General features: G+C 69.3%; 18 protein-coding genes. 10 read left to right on the forward strand and 8 right to left on the reverse strand.

The window, feature by feature from the left end; translation table 11 throughout:
- Complete coding sequence (locus tag BM198_RS03635) at positions 1 to 234, reverse strand: hypothetical protein (RefSeq protein ID WP_074967862.1); 234 nt, start codon at positions 232 to 234, stop codon at positions 1 to 3.
- The gene (locus BM198_RS03640) at positions 177 to 701 is read right to left on the reverse strand and encodes a PH domain-containing protein (RefSeq protein WP_074967864.1); all 525 of its coding nucleotides are present in this window, start codon (positions 699 to 701) and stop codon (positions 177 to 179) included. Before BM198_RS03640 ends, BM198_RS03635 begins: the two co-directional genes overlap by 58 nt.
- 297 nt (positions 702 to 998) lie before the next feature.
- On the opposite strand from BM198_RS03640, the gene BM198_RS03645 reads away from it, so the two are divergent.
- Positions 999 to 1,862 carry an RNA ligase family protein gene (locus tag BM198_RS03645; protein WP_074967866.1) on the forward strand — a complete coding sequence of 288 codons (864 nt, stop codon included), beginning with the start codon at positions 999 to 1,001 and terminating at the stop codon, positions 1,860 to 1,862.
- A gap of 5 nt (positions 1,863 to 1,867) precedes the next feature.
- A complete protein-coding gene (locus BM198_RS03650; protein WP_074967868.1) occupies positions 1,868 to 3,010 on the forward strand; it encodes an AAA family ATPase in 1,143 nt (380 codons plus the stop codon).
- Here BM198_RS03650 and BM198_RS03655 read toward each other — a convergent pair.
- Positions 2,998 to 3,456 (reverse strand): SRPBCC family protein, encoded by a 459-nt coding sequence (locus tag BM198_RS03655; protein WP_052807549.1) that lies wholly within the window; start codon positions 3,454 to 3,456, stop codon positions 2,998 to 3,000. The two genes, BM198_RS03650 and BM198_RS03655, sit on opposite strands and share 13 nt — an antisense overlap.
- A 26-nt stretch (positions 3,457 to 3,482) precedes the next feature.
- A complete protein-coding gene (locus BM198_RS03660; protein WP_074967870.1) occupies positions 3,483 to 4,400 on the reverse strand; it encodes a LysR family transcriptional regulator in 918 nt (305 codons plus the stop codon).
- 166 nt (positions 4,401 to 4,566) lie between these two features.
- On the opposite strand from BM198_RS03660, the gene BM198_RS03665 reads away from it, so the two are divergent.
- From BM198_RS03665 to BM198_RS03680, 4 genes are all read left to right on the forward strand, one after another.
- Positions 4,567 to 5,592, forward strand: coding sequence for a zinc-dependent alcohol dehydrogenase family protein (locus BM198_RS03665; protein ID WP_044403718.1), 1,026 nt, complete (start codon positions 4,567 to 4,569; stop codon positions 5,590 to 5,592).
- A 217-nt stretch (positions 5,593 to 5,809) separates the two neighbouring features.
- A complete protein-coding gene (locus tag BM198_RS03670; RefSeq protein WP_083422321.1) occupies positions 5,810 to 6,736 on the forward strand; it encodes an AraC family transcriptional regulator in 927 nt (308 codons plus the stop codon).
- Positions 6,737 to 6,858: 122 nt separating this feature from the next.
- Positions 6,859 to 7,317 (forward strand): (2Fe-2S)-binding protein, encoded by a 459-nt coding sequence (locus tag BM198_RS03675; protein WP_044403716.1) that lies wholly within the window; start codon positions 6,859 to 6,861, stop codon positions 7,315 to 7,317.
- Positions 7,318 to 7,328: 11 nt separating this feature from the next.
- Entirely contained in the window at positions 7,329 to 9,563 is a 2,235-nt protein-coding gene (locus BM198_RS03680) for a xanthine dehydrogenase family protein molybdopterin-binding subunit (RefSeq protein WP_074967872.1), read from the forward strand.
- Positions 9,564 to 9,584: 21 nt separating this feature from the next.
- Here BM198_RS03680 and ptrC read toward each other — a convergent pair whose 3' ends face one another.
- A complete protein-coding gene (gene ptrC, locus BM198_RS03685; RefSeq protein ID WP_074967874.1) occupies positions 9,585 to 9,776 on the reverse strand; it encodes a type III secretion system co-regulatory protein PtrC in 192 nt (63 codons plus the stop codon).
- A 119-nt stretch (positions 9,777 to 9,895) separates the two neighbouring features.
- Entirely contained in the window at positions 9,896 to 10,126 is a 231-nt protein-coding gene (locus tag BM198_RS03690) for a DUF2789 domain-containing protein (RefSeq protein ID WP_044403710.1), read from the reverse strand.
- 255 nt (positions 10,127 to 10,381) lie between these two features.
- Here BM198_RS03690 and rlmM point away from each other — a divergent pair, with 255 nt between their 5' ends.
- Positions 10,382 to 11,434 carry a 23S rRNA (cytidine(2498)-2'-O)-methyltransferase RlmM gene (rlmM, locus tag BM198_RS03695; RefSeq protein ID WP_074967876.1) on the forward strand — a complete coding sequence of 351 codons (1,053 nt, stop codon included), beginning with the start codon at positions 10,382 to 10,384 and terminating at the stop codon, positions 11,432 to 11,434.
- A 9-nt stretch (positions 11,435 to 11,443) separates the two neighbouring features.
- On the opposite strand, the gene BM198_RS03700 is transcribed toward rlmM, so the two are convergent.
- Complete coding sequence (locus tag BM198_RS03700) at positions 11,444 to 12,976, reverse strand: alpha/beta hydrolase (RefSeq protein WP_074967878.1); 1,533 nt, start codon at positions 12,974 to 12,976, stop codon at positions 11,444 to 11,446.
- Positions 12,977 to 13,116: 140 nt separating this feature from the next.
- Here BM198_RS03700 and tusA point away from each other — a divergent pair, with 140 nt between their 5' ends.
- Positions 13,117 to 13,356, forward strand: coding sequence for a sulfurtransferase TusA (gene tusA, locus BM198_RS03705; RefSeq protein WP_044403704.1), 240 nt, complete (start codon positions 13,117 to 13,119; stop codon positions 13,354 to 13,356).
- Positions 13,357 to 13,407: 51 nt separating this feature from the next.
- Here the strand turns inward: tusA and BM198_RS03710 are convergent, their stop codons facing one another.
- Positions 13,408 to 14,802, reverse strand: a complete 1,395-nt coding sequence (locus tag BM198_RS03710) for an MATE family efflux transporter (RefSeq protein WP_244165665.1) — start codon at positions 14,800 to 14,802, stop codon at positions 13,408 to 13,410.
- A 260-nt stretch (positions 14,803 to 15,062) separates the two neighbouring features.
- Between BM198_RS03710 and pdxB the strand changes: the two genes are divergently transcribed.
- Both pdxB and BM198_RS03720 read left to right on the forward strand, forming a co-directional pair.
- Positions 15,063 to 16,205 (forward strand): 4-phosphoerythronate dehydrogenase PdxB, encoded by a 1,143-nt coding sequence (pdxB, locus tag BM198_RS03715; protein ID WP_074967882.1) that lies wholly within the window; start codon positions 15,063 to 15,065, stop codon positions 16,203 to 16,205.
- Between the two features lie 97 nt (positions 16,206 to 16,302).
- Positions 16,303 to 16,773, forward strand: coding sequence for a hypothetical protein (locus BM198_RS03720; RefSeq protein WP_052807548.1), 471 nt, complete (start codon positions 16,303 to 16,305; stop codon positions 16,771 to 16,773).
- The last annotated feature ends 18 nt before the right edge of the window (positions 16,774 to 16,791 follow it).

Raw genomic sequence — 16,791 nt, forward strand, 5'->3', positions numbered from 1 at the left:
TCAGAGGTCGCTGAGGATCTTCATCTTCAGGCTCTGGTACTCGGCCTTCGAGAGCTTGCCCGACTCGAACTGCTGCTTGGCATCGGCCATGGCCTTGGCCAGCTTGTCGGCGCTGGCGAAGGCGGTTTGCGGGTTGACCAGCTTGGACAACCCCTGGAGGGCGCCGATGTCGCCCGTCACTTCGGCGTTGAAGATCGGGGTCGTGGTGCTGTCGCTGTCGCCGCTGTAGGACACGCTGGAACTCGACTGCGTGGTGCGCTTGCTGGCGCCCGGGGTGCCGTGTCGAAGCGGGTGAAGCCGAGCCCGCGCTCTTCCATGCCGCGGATGCGGTTTCTCTCGCGCCACTCCTGTTCCTGCTGCTGGCAGTACACGTACAGGGCCCGCGCGCTGACCACTTCCAGGCCGTTGAGGCGGATCAGCAGGCCGTTGTAGAGGCGCAACCGCAGTTCGGCGCCGAACAGGTCCTGCAGCAGGTTCTCGTCGATGGCGGCGTCCTGCAGGTCCTGCCAGCGGATGTCGTGCATGCGGTAACCGCCGATCAGGCGGCGGCGGAAGATGATCAGCCGCATGTTGGTGGCGACCACCACCTCGCGGCGGTGCTTCAGTGCGTGAAGGCGCAGCTGGTGCGAACTCTGGAGGATGGTCTCGTCCCCCAGCAGCAGGGACTTGATGGTGGTGAGCGCCGCTTCGATCCGATCCATGGAGGCTTTCCGGAGTGTGAAAAAGGGCCGCAGAGTGCCATCGGGCTCGGCTCCGGGCAACCCGGTGTGCAGTGCATCACGCTCACGGCCTTGACAGGCCGGGTGGCGTGGCGGTCCAATGCGCGCCTTTCCGATCCACCCCCTTCCCTCAAGTGGTGAAGCCAATGCCCCGCGCCAGCCAACTCGCCTGACACCGACGACGGTTCGACAAGCTCTGTTGCTGGCCGTGCATTCGCACGCTCACTGATCCCGCTGCATCACGTCGTCGGTTTTCCCTGTTTCAAGAAGGAGAAGACCATGACGGACCACGTCCGCGTTTCGACGCTCAACCTCGACTTGTTCAAGTACCCGCGCACGCCTCACCTGGAGTCGTCGCGGCTGCAGCTCGGCGACAGCGATGCCGACCAGCTCGCCTACCGTGACCTGGCCGGCTGCCACCTTGTGGTGGAGGAAAAACTCGACGGCGCCAACGCCGCCATCAGCTTCTCGCCCGGCGGCGAGCTGTTGCTGCAATCCCGAGGGCATTACCTGATCGGCGGCAGCCGCGAGCGCCAGTTCGGCCAGTTCAAGCAATGGGCCTGTGCCCACGAAGCCTGGCTGCTGGAGCGCCTGGAAGACCGCTACGTGATGTTCGGCGAGGTGTGCAGCAAGCTGCATTCTGTGTTCTACGACCGGCTGCCGCACCTGTTCCTCGAGTTCGACATCTGGGACCGCACCGAGCAGGCCTTCCTGTCCACCCGTGCGCGGCATGCGCTGCTGGCGGGTGGCCCGGTGCTGTCGGTGCCGGTGCTCCACGAGGGCCCGCCGCCGCCCCGGCTGGCCGACCTGCTGCGGCTGGTCGGCCCCTCCCTGGCGCGTTCGCCCGACTGGCGCGCCAGCTTCGAGCGCACCGTACGGCGCGAAGGGCTGGACCTGGCCCGGGCGCTGGCCAACGGCGACCACTCCGAGCACATGGAGGGGCTGTACCTGAAGATCGAGGACGCCCGGCACACCCTGGGCCGCGCCAAGTGGGTCCGCCCGGATTTCGTCCAGGCGATCCTCGACAGCGGCCTGCACCATTCACGGCAGCCGTACATTCCCAACCTGCTGGCGCCGGGCGTTGACCTCTACGCCCCGCAGCCGGTGGTGACCTGGGCCAGCCTGGCTGCCCAAGGAGACTGAAGACCATGGACATGGCAACCCTCAGGGCCCTGGTGCCCAACCCCGGCCAGGCGGCGGACTTCGCCGCCTGCCTGGCGGCCATCCCGTCCCTCGGGCGGCTGGCCGATACCCCGCAGGACCCGCTCTACCACGCCGAGGGCGACGTCTGGATCCACACCCGGATGGTGGTGGACGCGCTGCTGGCCCAGCCGGCCTATGCCGCTGCCGATGCGGACGCGCGCTTCGTGCTGTTCTTCGCCGCGCTGCTGCACGACATCTCCAAGCCCGATACCACGGTGATCGACGAAAGTACCGGCCGCATCGGCCAGCCGGGCCATTCGCGGCGCGGCGCCATCGATGCGCGCATCCTGCTGTGGCGCGCCAGCGTGCCGTTCGAGCTGCGCGAGCGCATCTGCCGGATCATCGCCGTGCACCAGCTGCCGTTCTTCGCCCTCAGCAGCGACCGCAGCGGGCGCCCGGTGGAGTTCACCCTGCACCGGCTGTCCTGGGAGCTGCCGCTGTGGATGCTCTGCGCGGTGGCGCGGGCGGACATGCTGGGGCGTGGGTTCGACGGCAAGCAGGCGGTGCTGGACGAGATCGACCTGTTCGAGCAACTGGCGGAGGAGGAGGGCTGCCTGCACGCGCCCAAGGCCTTCGTCGACGAGCACACCCGGGTGCAGTACTTCCGCGGCGCGCGGGTGCTGCCGGACTACCCGCTGCACCGGGCCGTGGAGGGCTCCGAGGTGGTGGTGCTGGCCGGCTTGCCGGCCAGTGGCAAGAACACCTGGCAGGCACGCCACCGCCCCGACCTGCCGGTGGTGTCCTTCGACGACGCCCGCGAGGCGCTGGGCCTGCGCCACGGCCAGAACGAAGGGGCCGCTGCGCACTACGCCATCGACCAGGCCCGGGGACTGCTGCGGGCGCGGCGGCCCTTCGTGTGGAATGCCACGCACCTGTCGGCACAGATGCGCAAGAAGACCCTGGACCTGCTCTACGCCTATGACGCGCGGGTGGAGCTGGTCTACCTGGAGCAGCCGGAGGCGGAGATCCTCCGGCGCAATCGCCAGCGCGACAGCAGCCTGCGCAACCAGGACATCGCGCGGATGCTGTTCAAGTGGGAGGTGCCGGTGCCCAGCGAGGCGAACCGGGTGGTCTATCAGGTGGTGTGAGGCTTCACCGATTCCAGCGCCGCCGCCAGGTGCGCCAGCATGGCCTCCCAGCCGGCGCGGGCGTTGTCGGCCTGTTCGCTCCAGCGGGCGTCCAGGTGATGGGTCAACTGCAGCTCGCAGCCTTCGTCCAGGGCGCTGATGTCCACGTCGACGCGGTCGCGCTCGGCGCTGTCCCGGCCGATGCCGAAGGTGAAGGACAGCCGCTGGGGGCGGACCAGTTCGAGGTATTCGCCGACGTGCTCGACCTTCTCGCCGTTACGCAGTTCCACCATCAGCAGGTGGCCACCGGGGCGGGGATCGAGGTCGACGACGCGCATCTCGCCACCGGGCGTGGCGAACAGGAAGCGGCAGGCCAGCGCCGGGTTGAGCCAGGCGCTGTAGACCGCGTCGGCCGATTGCGCAAAGCGTCGGTGGGTGTGGAGGGCGAGGGTCTGGGTGTCCTGCATGGCGGTCTCCTTGCGGTACGCGCGGTTCAGGTCAGGCTGTCGGGGTCGCCGCAGTACATCTGGATGCGCGAGCGCAGCCAGCGTTCCGCCGGGTCGTTGTCCTGGGCGCCGCGCCAGGCCATGGACAGCTCGAAGGTGCGGTTGCCGTAGGGCGGGTCCTCCACCCGCAGGCCGCCGGCGGCGGTGAGCACGGCTGCGGTGTAGTCCGGCACCACGGCGACCATGTCGGTGCCGGCCAGCAGGGCGCCCAGGCCGTTGAACTGCGGCACCGCCAGCACCACCCGGCGGCTGCGGCCGAGCTTGGCCAGCTCCTCGTCGACGAAGCCGCTGAGGTCGCCAGCGTAGGACACCAGGGCGTGGGGGCGCGAGCAGTAGTCCTCCAGGCTCAGGGGGCCAGGGACCGAGTCGGCCCGCAGCAGCTTGGAGCGGGCGCGGCGGATGGTCTTGCGCTTGGCGTTGGCCGGTAGCTCGTCGGTGTAGCTGACGCCCACGGAGATTTCCCCCGAGGCCAGCAGGTTGGGCATCAGCAGGTAGTTGGTGCGGCGCACCACCAGCACCACGCCCGGGGCCTCGGCACGCAGGCGGCGGAGCAGGGCTGGGAGCAGGCCGAACTCCACGTCGTCCGACAGGCCGATGCGGAACACCGCGTTGCTGGTGGCCGGGTCGAAGTCTGCGGCGCGGCTGATGGCGGTGGAGATGGAGTCCAGCGCCGGGGTCAGCAGGGAGAAGATCTCCACCGCCCGCGCCGAGGGCTCCATGCTGCGCCCGGTGCGCACGAACAGCGGGTCGTCGAACAGTGACCGCAGGCGGGCCAGGGCCGCGCTGATGGCGGGCTGGCCGAGGAACAGCTTTTCCGCCGCGCGGGTCACGCTGCGCTCGTGCATGAGCGTCTCGAAGACGATCAGCAGGTTGAGGTCGACTTTGCGCAGGTCGTTCCTGTTCATGCGTGGGCTTCCGGAAAAAGTGGGTGAAAAATGAGGCTCCGCGCAGGCGCCGTCAAGCGCCCGCATCATCACCGTTTATGACGACTATTGATCGCTACGGGTGGTTTTGTGGACAAAGCCCGGATAGAGTCCGTGGCCATGTAAAGAGTCACAGGCGAGGTGCGTGATGTCCCGCATGATCCGTTTCCATCAGTTCGGCGAGGCCGACGTGCTCAAGCTGGAAGAGCTCCCCACCCCGGTGCCCGGGCACGGCGAGGTTCTGGTGCGCACCCGTGCCATCGGCGTCAGCTGGAAAGACGTGCTCTGGCGTCAGAACCTGGCCTCCGAGTCGGCACGCCTGCCGTCGGGTGTCGGGTTCGAGATGGCCGGCGTGGTCGAGGCCGTGGGCGAGGGGGTCGATGACCTCGAGCCCGGTGTGGCCGTGGCCAGCTTTCCCGCCAGCACCCCCAACCGCTACCCCACTTGGGGCGACCAGGTGCTGCTGCCGCGCAGCGCCCTGACGCGCTACCCGGACGAGGTGCTCACTCCGGTCGAGGCAGCGGTGCACTACACCCCCTTGCTGATGGGCTACTTCGCCCTGATGGACCTGGCCCGGCTCAAACCCGGCCAGCGTGTGCTGGTCACCGAGGCCGGCCATTGCCTGGCGCCGCAGACCGTGCAGTTGGCCAAGGCGCTGGGCGCGGTGGTCATCGCCTCCACCAGCTACCCCGAGAGCCGCCCGTTCCTCAAGGAACTGGGGGCCGACAAGATCATCGTCACCGAAGAGCAGGACCTGGTGCTGGAGGTCGAGCGCTTCACCGACGGCCAGGGCGTCGAGGTCATCCTCGACCAGTGCGCCGGCCCGCAGATGAAGCTGCTGGGGGATGTCGCCGCCCAGCGCGGCAAGCTGATCCTCTACGGCCTGAACGGTGGCAACGATGCGGCCTTCCCGGCCTGCGCGGCGTTCAAGAAGCACCTGCAGTTCTTCCGTCATTGCGTCATGGATTTCACCGGTGGCGATCCGGAGTCGGGCCTGGAGCGTGATGAGGCGGCCGTTCGCCGCGCTCTGGAGCACATCAACCAGCTCACCCGCGACCACCTGCTCAAGCCGAGCATCGACCGGGTCTTCGAATTCGAGGACTTCATCGAGGCCAGCCGCTACATGGAAACCTGCCCGCCCGGCGGACGGGTGGTGATGCGCGTCGCCGACTGACCTGTTCCCGACCCCTTCGATCCGGCGCCCTGTGCGCCGGATTGCGTTGTGGATGGTGGTGGTTTCAGCCAGGACTGCAGTCTGCCGTCCCACCTCCTTGCCCGGGTAGTCGATTCCTGCCGGATTCTTGCACGATCCTGCCTGTTTCTACTCGCGTGCGAGACGCCGGTTTTCCCCGCGGTTAGAGTCGGAAGCCTTGCCGGGAGAAGCCCTAACCATGAACTCATCCGTCTCCAACGCCGACCCTGTTTTCACCGCCCCCCTCGGAGCCCAGGATCGGTTCGCCAGGCTGATTGAACGATTCGCCAGGGAGGAGTGCGGCAGCGCCACCGCCATCCCCGGCCTCTGGCTGTTCCGCGCCAGCACGCCCAGCGAACCGCTGCATTGCCTCTACGAGCCCGCCCTGGGCGTGGTGGTCCAGGGCAGCAAGCAAGCCCAGCTCAACGGTGAGTGCTACCGCTACGGCCCGTCCCAGTACCTGATCGTCTCCCTCGACCTGCCGGTGATCGGCCAGGTGCTCGAAGCCACGCCCGAGGTGCCCTACCTCAGCATGCGCCTGGACCTGGAGCCCGCCGCCATCAGCGAGATGCTGCTGCAGATCGCCGAGCCGCCGCCGCTGTCGGCGTCCGCCCGGGGCATCTCGGTGTGCAGCCTGGACGGCGGCCTGCAGGACGCGCTGATCCGCCTGGTGGGTCTGCTGGACACCCCGGCCGACATCCCCGTGCTGGCGCCGCTGATCAAGCGCGAGATCCTCTACCGCCTGCTGATGGGCGAGCGCAGCGCGCAGTTGCGGCAGATCGCCTGCGCCGGCAGCCAGGCCCAGCGCATCGCCCGCGCGGTGGCGTGGTTGAAGACCCACTACCACCGGCCGCTGTCCATCGAAGCCCTGGCCAGCGAAGTGAACATGAGCAGCTCGGCGCTGCACCACCATTTCAAAGCGGTCACCGCCCTCAGCCCGCTGCAGTTCCAGAAGCAGCTGCGCCTGCAGGAGGCGCGGCGGCTGATGCTCAGCGAAGCCCTGGACGCCGCCACCGCCGGTGGCCGCGTCGGCTACGAGAGCCCCTCGCAGTTCAGCCGCGAATACAGCCGGCTGTTCGGCGCGCCGCCCCAGCGCGACATCGCCCGCCTGCGGCAGAGTGCCTGAACCGGCCGCCGCTTCGTCGCCCCGGCACCGGGGTCGGCGGCGGCCTTCTAGTCTGAAGAAAACCAGCCAGGCCGCGTGCGGCCGATGACGACCAACCCGATCCCGAAGAGGTGGGCCAACCGATGATTACCCTCAACCTGAATGGCCAGGACACCGCGCTCGACGTGGCGCCCGACATGCCCCTGCTGTGGGCCCTGCGAGACGTGGCTGGCATGACCGGCACTAAGTACGGCTGCGGCATGTCGCTGTGCGGCGCCTGCACCGTGCACGTCGACGGCCAGCCCACGCGCGCCTGCGTCACCCCCGTTTCCAGCGTGGTGGGGCGCAAGGTCACCACCATCGAAGCGGTGGCCGAGAACGATGTCGGCCGCGCCGTCCAGGCCGCCTGGCGCAAGCTCGACGTGGTGCAGTGCGGCTACTGCCAGTCCGGGCAGATCATGGCGGCCACCGCCCTGCTCAGTGGCAACCGCACGCCCACCGATGCCGACATCGACGCCGCCATGAGCGGCAACATCTGCCGCTGCGCCACCTACGTGCGCATCCGCGCGGCCATCCACGAAGCCGCCGGGCAGCTGGCATGAGGAGCGACGTCATGAGCACCTTCGAGCAGGACGCAGCGCCGGAGACCGGCATCTTCAACGTCAGCCGCCGCACCTTCCTGCGCGGCAGTGGCGGGCTGGCCCTGGGGGTGCTGTTCTCGCCCCTGCTGGACGCCGCCGAACTGCTGGCCGGCAACGGCAGCTTCGAGCCCAATGCCTTCGTGCGCATCGACCGCAGCGGCCAGGTGACGGTGATCGCCAAGCACGTGGAGATGGGGCAGGGCGCCTACACCGGCCTCGCCACCCTGGTGGCCGAAGAGCTGGACGCGGACTGGAGCCGGGTCGTGGTGGAGGGCGCGCCTGCCGACGCCAAGCGCTACAACAACCTGGCCTTCGGGCCGTTCCAGGGCACCGGCGGCAGCAGCTCCATCGCCAATGCCTACGAGCAGATGCGCAAGGCCGGTGCCACCGCCCGCGCCATGCTGGTGGCCGCCGCCGCGCGGCAATGGCAGGTACCGGCTGATTCCCTGCGCGTCGAGCAGGGCGTCATCAGCCATGCCGCCAGCGGTCGCAAGGCCGGCTTCGGCGAACTGGCCGAGGCCGCCGCCCGTGAAAGCGTACCGGCCAGCGTCCCCCTCAAGGAGCCGAAGGACTTCCGCCTCATCGGCCAGGCCGTACCGCGCAAGGACAGCCCCGACAAGACCGACGGCCGCGCCGTGTTCACCCAGGACTTCAAGCTGCCCGGCATGCTGGTGGCCGTGGTGGCCTACCCGCCGCGCTTCGGTGCCGTGCCGGCCAAGGTCGACGCCACCCGCGCCAAGGCTGTGCCGGGCGTGGTGGAGGTGGTGGAGTTCCGCGACCTGCCCCACGGCCGTGCCGGCGTCGCCGTGCTGGCGCACAACACCTGGGCTGCCCGCAGCGGCCGGGATGCCCTGGCGGTGGAGTGGGACGAACAGCGTGCCTTCACCCTCGGCAGCGAGGAGATCTTCGCCCGCTACCGTGACGCCGCTGCCCAACCGGGCACCGTCGCCACCCGCCAGGGGGAGGTGGAGCCGGTCCTCGCCAAAGCCCACCAGCGCATCGAGGCAGAGTTCGAATTCCCCTACCTGGCCCACTCGGCCATGGAACCGATGAACTGCCTGGTGCGCCTTTCCGAAGGCGCCTGCGAGCTGTGGAACGGCGAGCAGTGGCAGACCGGTGACCAGGCCTCGGTGGCGCGCTTGCTCGGCATCGCCCCGGAGAAGGTCACCATCACCCAGCTCTACGCCGGCGGCAGCTTCGGTCGCCGCGCCAACCCGGTGTCGGACTACCCGCTGGAAGCCGTGGCCATCGCCAAGGCCGCCTGGGACAAGGGCGTGAAGGCGCCAGTCAAGCTGGTCTGGACCCGTGAGGACGACACTCGTGGCGGCTACTACCGCCCGGCCTATCTGCACCGCGCACGCCTTGCGCTGGATGCCGAAGGCCGGCTGACCGCCTGGCACCACCGCATCGTCGGGCAATCCATCATCAAGGGCACCGGCTTCGAAGCGGTGATGATCAAGGACGGCGTCGACCAGACCTCGGTGGAGGGTCTCTCCAACCTGTCCTACGCCGTCCCCAACCTGCAGGTGGAGCTGAGCACCCCCAGCGACATCGGCGTCCCCGTGCAGTGGTGGCGCTCGGTGGGCCACACCCACACCGGCTTTGCCGCCGAAGTGCTGGTGGACGAAGCCGCCACCATCGCCGGCAAGGACCCGTATGCCTTCCGCCACGGGCTGCTGGAGAAGCACCCGCGTCACCGAGGCGTGCTGGAGCTGGTCGCCGACAAGGCCGGCTGGTCCCAGCCGCTCAAGCCGGGCGCAGAGGGCGAGAAGCGTGGCCGTGGCATTGCCGTGCACGAATCCTTCGGCAGCTACGTGGCCCAGGTGGCAGAGGTGACGGTCAAGGCTGATGGCAGCTTCCGGGTGGATCGGGTGGTCTGCGCGGTGGATTGCGGCCTGGCCATCAACCCGGACGTGATCAAGGCGCAGATGGAGGGTGGCATCGGCTTCGGCCTGGCGGCCGCCCTGCACGGCGCCATCACCCTGCGGGAAGGGCGCGTGGAGCAATCCAACTTCCACGACTACCAGGTGCTGCGGATGAACGAGATGCCGGTGGTGGAGGTGCACATCCTGCCCTCCGCCGAGAAGCCCACCGGCGTCGGCGAACCGGGCGTACCACCCCTGGCACCGGCAGTGGCCAATGCGCTTTACGCCGCCACCGGCGTGCGCCTGCGCAAGCTGCCGTTCCCCACCCAGGTCAAGGCCTGACCGGCCGGCGAGGTGGCCCTATCAGGCCGCCTCGCCGCGAATCAGCTGGCGCAATGCGCGACGCTCCGCGATGGGCGTGCTCACCTGGAGCATCTCGAAGGTGCCGTCCTCACGGCACAGCGCCACCTCGGTCTCGAAGTGCAGGCGGAACTCGTCCTGGGTCACATGGGTGACCAGGTAGCTGTTGTCGTCGCAGGCGTGGGGGAAGGACATGGCTCGATCCTCGTTTCAGCGGGGCAGGTGCCCGACCCGAGGCATGATGCCGCTGCGCTCCCGGGCGCAGAACTGAAAGGGGCTGATGGTTGCCATCAGCCCCATCGATGGACCCGGCGCTAGGCGCTCAGGCGCACGGCCAGCTCGTCCACCTTCACCGCCCAGTCCGCATCCTGGCCGAGGGCGCTGCGCAGGAAATCCCGCTGGGCCTCGTTCCAGAACGGCGCTTCATGGATCTTCCGACCCTCCTCCAGGCGATGGCCCGCGATGAAGGCCTCGATGGCCGGCCGGCTGGCGTCCAGCCCGAGCTGTTCGAACAGGGTGGCAAGGGTATGGGGCGTGGTGTCCATGGTGGTCTCCTGTTGGGTCTGCGGGGTTGGACTCACGATCCAGCGCAACGGTTCATCGGGTGAGATAGCGACGCTGCAGCGGCAGATTGCTTCTGTGCGCTCTTGGGGAGCAGAGCGCGTGTCTGAAAACCCCAAGAAATCCCGCGACCCGGTGCAGCTTTGGCTGTGTCTCGGATTCGGTGAGCGATTTTTCTCGGGTGGCTGTGTGAAATCTCCTGCGCCGGTTCTATAGTGCGCGCCCGAGGAGACACCACCATGAACACCCTGTTACTGCACTGCCGGCCCGGCTTCGAGGGCGAGGTCTGCGCCGAGATCACCGACCTGGCTGCGCGCCTGGAGGTGCCCGGCTATGCCAAGGGCAAGGCCGGCAGCGCCCATGCCGAATTCATCTGCCAGGAGCCCGGCGGTGCCGAGCGCCTGATGCTGGGGCAGCGTTTCGCCCGGTTGATCTTCCCGCGCCAGTGGGCCCGGGGTGAGTTCCTCGCGCTGCCGGAGACCGATCGCATCAGCGTGCTGCTGGAGCACCTGGGCGCGTACCCGGTGTGCGGCAGCCTCTGGCTGGAGGTGCTGGACACCAATGAAGGCAAGGAGCTGTCGAATTTCTGCAAGAAGTTCGAGGGCCCGCTGCGCAAGGCCCTGGAGAAGGCCGGGCGCCTGCGGGGCGACCCGCGCCTGCCGCGCTTGTTGCTGACGTTCCGCAGTGGCCGCGAGGTCTTCGTCGGGCTGGCCGAGCCGGACAACTCGGCCCTCTGGCCCATGGGCATCCCGCGCCTGAAGTTCCCCCGCGAGGCGCCCAGCCGCTCGACCCTGAAGCTGGAAGAGGCCTGGCACACCTTCATCCCCCGCGAGCAGTGGGAGACGCGCCTGTCCGGCGACATGACCGGGGTCGACCTGGGGGCTTCGCCCGGCGGCTGGACCTACCAGCTGGTGCGGCGCGGCATGCTGGTCACCGCCATCGACAACGGCCCGATGGCCCAGAGCCTGATGGACACCGGCCTGGTGCAGCACCTGCGGGCCGATGGCTTCACCTACAAGCCGAAGCAGCCGGTGGACTGGATGGTCTGCGACATCGTCGAGAAGCCGGCGCGCAACGCGGCGCTGCTGGAGACCTGGATCGGCGAGGGCCTGTGCCGCGAGGCGGTGGTCAACCTCAAGCTGCCGATGAAGCAGCGCTATGCGGAAGTGCAGCGCCTGCTGCAACGCCTGGAAGAGAGCTTCAAGGCGCGCCGCATCAAGGTGGCGATGGCCTGCAAGCAGCTCTACCACGACCGCGAGGAAGTCACCTGCCACCTGCGGCGCCTCGGCTGAGGCTGCCGCTCAGTGGGGCAGGGGCTGCAGCTCCGGCAGCTCCACTTCACCAGCCAGGCTCACCTGGCCCGGCCACCAGGACCCGTTGAACAGGTATTGCCCGCTGAAGCCGCTGAAGCGCAGGCCGAGGCGGTCACCCGGTTGCAGACGGGTGCTCACCGAAGGCAGGCGCACGTCGGCCCGTGCGGCCAGCGGGGTGACCTGCTCGCTCAGCACCTCCACATCCCCGTTGGCCCGGTGCACGGCGAGGGCGGCGAAGACTTCGTGATCGTCCTCCCGGGGGCGCAGGTGCAGCAGGGTCGGCCCCACGAGGGCAGCCGGCTGTTCGATCCGCTTGAGTTCGACGAAGGCCGCCGGCTGCAGCCAGCCGCTGGTGGCGGGGCGCAGGCGGGTTTCCGGCAGGGGCAGCGGGCTGTCCTGGCGGGGTGCTTCGTGCAGGGCCAGGCCCTGGTCGGTGGACAGGCTCAGGCACAGGCGCGGGATGCTGTCCGCCGCGCCGTGACGGCCGCGCAGGCGGTCTTCGTACCAGTTCACCACGGCGGTTTCGAGGTTGAGGGCCTGGCCGTCGCAGTGCAGCACCGGTTCGTTGTTGAAGGGCGGCAGGCCGCTCCACTGCTGCAGCGGTGGCGGCAGGATGTGCCCGCCCTGGATGCCCAGCAGGCGCACGTCGGCGCTGCCCTGGCGCAGGCAGTCGCGGATCGCCAGGCCCTGGTCGAGGGGGAAGAGGGTGTCGCGCAGGCCCTGGATCAGCAGGGCGTCGGCTCGCGGGCGGCGGCCTTGTTCGCAGTAGGCCGCCAGGCTGTGGGCGTGGAGTTCGTCGCGTACCGGCTCGGTCAGTTCGCCGCCGGCACTGCGCAGGTAGGGCGCCTGGATGAATTTGCCGAGGTCGTAGCCGGTGGCCAGGCCGAGACTGACCAGTACGCCGGTCCAGCCCACCTTTAGGCGGCCGCCGGGGGCGAGGGCGTCGGCCAGGTCGTACCAGGTGGCAATGGGCACCAGCACGTCGATGCGCGGGTCTTCGCTGGCGGCCAGCAGTTGCACGGCGCCGCCGTAGCTTTCACCAAGCATGCCCACGCGCGGGTCCCCGGGGCCGTCCTCGGTCAGGCGCGGTAGGTGGGCGCTGGCCCAGTCCACCACGGCGAGGGCGTCCTGCACTTCATAACGTGGGTCCATCATCTCGATGTCGCCTTCGCTGCCGCCCCAGCCGCGCTGGTCGTAGCTGACCACCCAGTAGCCGGCGCGCCAGGCCCGCAGGGCGGTGCGCCCGGAGATCATGCGCTGGCCGTAGAAACCGTCCGGCCCGGTGACCCGCCAGCCTCCCCAGCCGTGGGTGTGCACCACCAGCGGGGCGGTTTCCCCGGTGGCGAGGGCGGGCTGGAACACGGTGGCGGAGAGCCGTGTGCCGTCACGGGCGATGATCACCGCGTCGTACCAGGTGGCGGGCAGGGCCTTGTCGGTCTGGGCGCTGTAGTCGGGCAGGTGGTTACGGGCGGCGCAGCCGCCGAGCAGGAGGAGGGCAAGCAGCAGGCAGGTCAGGCGCATTGTGGTTGGGCATGTGGTGGGCGTGGCGCGGCAGGCTACCACCGTTGCGTTCCGTCCGGCGGCCCATCCAAGGTCGGGCTCTGGGAGTGGGCGGACGCGGCGCTTTGCGCGACAATAGCGCCCCTTCGACGGAGTGCCCCATGACCGATCAGCCCGATGCCATTCTCGACGCCACCGGCCTCAACTGCCCCGAGCCGGTGATGATGCTGCACAACAAGGTGCGCGACCTGCAGGCCGGCGGCCTGCTCAAGGTGATCGCCACCGATCCCTCGACCCGCCGCGACATTCCGAAGTTCTGCATGTTCCTCGGCCACGAGCTGGTGGACCAGGCGGAAGAGGCAGGCACTTATCTGTACTGGATTCGCAAGAAAGCCGATTAACAAACAGGGCCCGAAAGGGCCCTGTTGCGTTGTGGCGACGCTATCGCCGGATCAGGCCACAGCGGTCGGCCGCTGGCTCAGGTGGCGGATGTGCGCCCGGGCGCTGCCGGTGATGCGGTAGCTGAGCATCACCGCCGCCACCGTCAGGCCGACGATCAGCCCCTGCCACAGCCCGCGCGGGCCGCTGGCTTCGCCCAGCCAGTCGGTCAGCCCCAGCAGCCAGCCTACCGGCAGGCCGATGCCCCAGTAGGAGAACAGGGTGATGACCATGGTGGCGCGGGTGTCCTGGTAGCCCCGCAGCGCACCGGCGGCGGTCACCTGGATGGCGTCGGAGAACTGGAACAGCGCGGCGAACACCAGCAGCGAGGCGGCCATGGCGATCACCTCCGGGTCCGGCGTGTAGATGCCGGCGATGCCTTGGCGCAGCAGCATCATCAGGCTCGCCGAGAGGCAGGCGTAGGCCAGCGCGGTGGCCATCCCCACGCCGGCGGCGAAGCGCGCCTCGCGGGGCTCGCCACGGCCCAGGGCCTGGCCGACGCGCACGGTGACGGCCATTGCCAGGGAGTAGGGGATCATGAACACCAGGGAGCTGAAGTTCAGGGCGATCTGGTGGCCGGCCACCACGTTGGCGCCGAGGCCGCCGATCAGCAGGGCGATCACCGCGAAGATGCTCGACTCGGCGAACACCGCGATGCCGATGGGTAGGCCCACCGACAGCAGGCGGCGGATCACCGACCAGTCGGGCCGCTCGAAGCGGGCGAATAGGGCGCTGCCCTGGTAGACGCGGGCGAAGCGCACCCAACCGAGCATGCCCAGGAACATCATCCACATCACCGTGCCGCTGGCCCAGCCGCAGCCCACGCCGCCCATGGCCGGGAAGCCCAGGTGGCCGTAGATCAGCACGTAGTTCAGCGGGATGTTCAGCAGCAGCCCGCAGATGCCCAGCACCATGCTCGGGCGGGTCCTGCCCAGGCCGTCGCTGAAGCAGCGCAGCACCTGGTACAGCGCCACCGCCGGCAGCCCGTAGGCGATGCCGTGCAGGTAGCCCATGCTCGGGGCGATCAGGTCTTCCTCCACGCCCATCAGGTGCAGCACCGGCTCGGCGCACATCAGCAGGCCGGCGCCGCCCAGGCCCACGGCCACGGCCAGCCACAGGGCCTGGCGCACCAGCGGGCCGATCTCGCCCTGCTGGCCGGCGCCGAAGCGCTGCGCCACCTTGGCGGTGGTGGCCAGGAGGATGCCGGTCATCAGCAGGAACACGGGTATCCAGATGGAGTTGCCCAGGGCCACGGCGGCCAGGTCGCGGGGGCTCACGCGGCCGGCCATCACGGCGTCGACGAAGCCCATGGCCGAGTGGGAGAGCTGGGCGATCATGATCGGCAGGGCGAGGGTGAATAGGGCTCGGAGTTCGCGACGGGTACGGTCGAGGCGAGTTCGAATGGTCACGGGAGGTCTTTCCATGGCTGTGTAGCGTTCACCGGTACGGCGGTGGCGTCCGTCTTGCGTATGCCCAGGGCGGGCCGCCTGGCTGCGATGGGCTCGCAGCGGGCGCTGAAGCGGCCGTGGCAGGGGGACTGCCGGCGATGGGGAATCAGCGGAGGCGAAAGACCGCGTAGTCTACGCGTTGACGCATGGGTCAGGAAAGGGCTGTAGGACCTTGCGCGACGGATTCCGTAGAATGCCCACCCCGCCCATGGAGTGCCCCCATGCAGATCCTCGCTGACGAGAACATTCCCCTGGTCGATGCCTTCTTCGGAGGCTTCGGCACCATCCGCCGCCTGCCCGGCCGGGCCATCGACCGCGCCGCCCTGGGCGATGCCGAGGTGCTGCTGGTGCGCTCGGTGACCCATGTGGACCGCGCCCTGCTGGAAGGCAGCGCGCTGCGCTTTGTCGGCACCTGCACCATCGGCACCGATCATCTGGACACCCAGGCCCTCGACGCGGGCGGCATCGCCTGGTCCAGTGCGCCGGGCTGCAACGCCCGGGGCGTGGTGGACTACGTACTGGGCAGCCTGCTGACCCTGGCCGAGGACGCCGGCGTCGACCCGGCCAGTCGCACCTATGGCGTCGTTGGCGCCGGCCAGGTGGGCGGGCGTCTGGTGCAGGTGCTGCGCGAGCTGGGCTGGACCGTGCTGGTCTGTGACCCACCGCGCCAGGCTGCCGAGGGTGGCGACTACGTGGACCTGGATACCCTGCTGGCGCGCTGCGACGCCATCAGCCTGCACACCCCGCTGGAAAAATCCGGCGACCACCCCACCCATCACCTGCTCGATGCCACCCGCCTGGCCGCCTTGCGCGACGGCACCTGGCTGATCAATGCCGCCCGAGGCGCGGTGGTGGACAACCATGCCCTGCGCGACGTGCTGGGCCGGCGTCCGGACCTGCGCGTGGTGCTGGACGTGTGGGAGGGCGAGCCCGAGGCGGACCCGCAACTGGCCGCGCTGTGCCGCATCGCCACCCCGCACATCGCCGGCTACAGCCTGGACGGCAAGCTGCGCGGCACCGAGCAGATCTACCAGGCCTTCTGCCGGGCCCTGAAGCAGCCCGAGACGGTGCGCCTGGCCGACCTGTTGCCGGCACCCTGGCTGCCCGAACTGGTTCTGGATGCCAGCGCCGATCCGCAGTGGACGCTGCCCATGCTCTGCCGCGCGGTATACGACCCGCGCCGGGACGACGCCGACTTCCGCCGCAGCCTGGTGGGGGACGCCACCCAGCGCCGCGCTGCCTTCGACGCACTGCGCAAGCACTACCCGGTGCGCCGCGAGATCGACGGCCTGCGGGTGCGCCTGCTGGGCGAGTCGCCCGCGTTGCAGCGCTGCATCCGCGCCCTCGGCGCGACCCTCGCCTGACCTGCGGCGCGCTGCCGCGCAACGGCGGCGCCTGCCTGCCGCCGGCGCCGTGCTATAAACCTTGGACTTCAAGCCCCGCAACCACGGAGATGGACGAATGAGCGACACCCAGAACACCCCCAAGTCGAATGCCGCCGAAATCCTCAGCAGCTATGACCTGAGCACGGCGAAGGACTTCGAGTGGACGGGGCGCAGCATGGACTGGTTCCTGCAAATGCTGGTGCGCCAGGCCAACGAGCTCGGCGTGGAAGTGGGCATCACCCTCACCGTCGGCGCGGGCCTGGTCAGCGGCACGCTGATCTCCGTGGAGAGCTACTTCGACCTGTTCGCCCAGGAATACGCCCACTCCTGGCCGGAAGAGGGCCGCGAGGACATCCGCGCCACCTTCGCCAAGCTCGGCGTCATGGCCAAGTCCACCGGGGAAGACCCGAACCTGCTGCCGCCCCAGTACATCCACCTGCGTGATGTCAGTGTCTACGCCGCCGGCGGCCTGACCTGCACCGGGCTGACCCTGTGGCGTGGCACCCTGGCCTCGGTCACCGGTTTCAACCTCGGCACCCTCAGCTGATCCTGCCGACGGCCTGCG

It is taken from the genome of Metapseudomonas otitidis, assembly GCF_900111835.1.
Lineage (GTDB): Bacteria > Pseudomonadota > Gammaproteobacteria > Pseudomonadales > Pseudomonadaceae > Metapseudomonas > Metapseudomonas otitidis.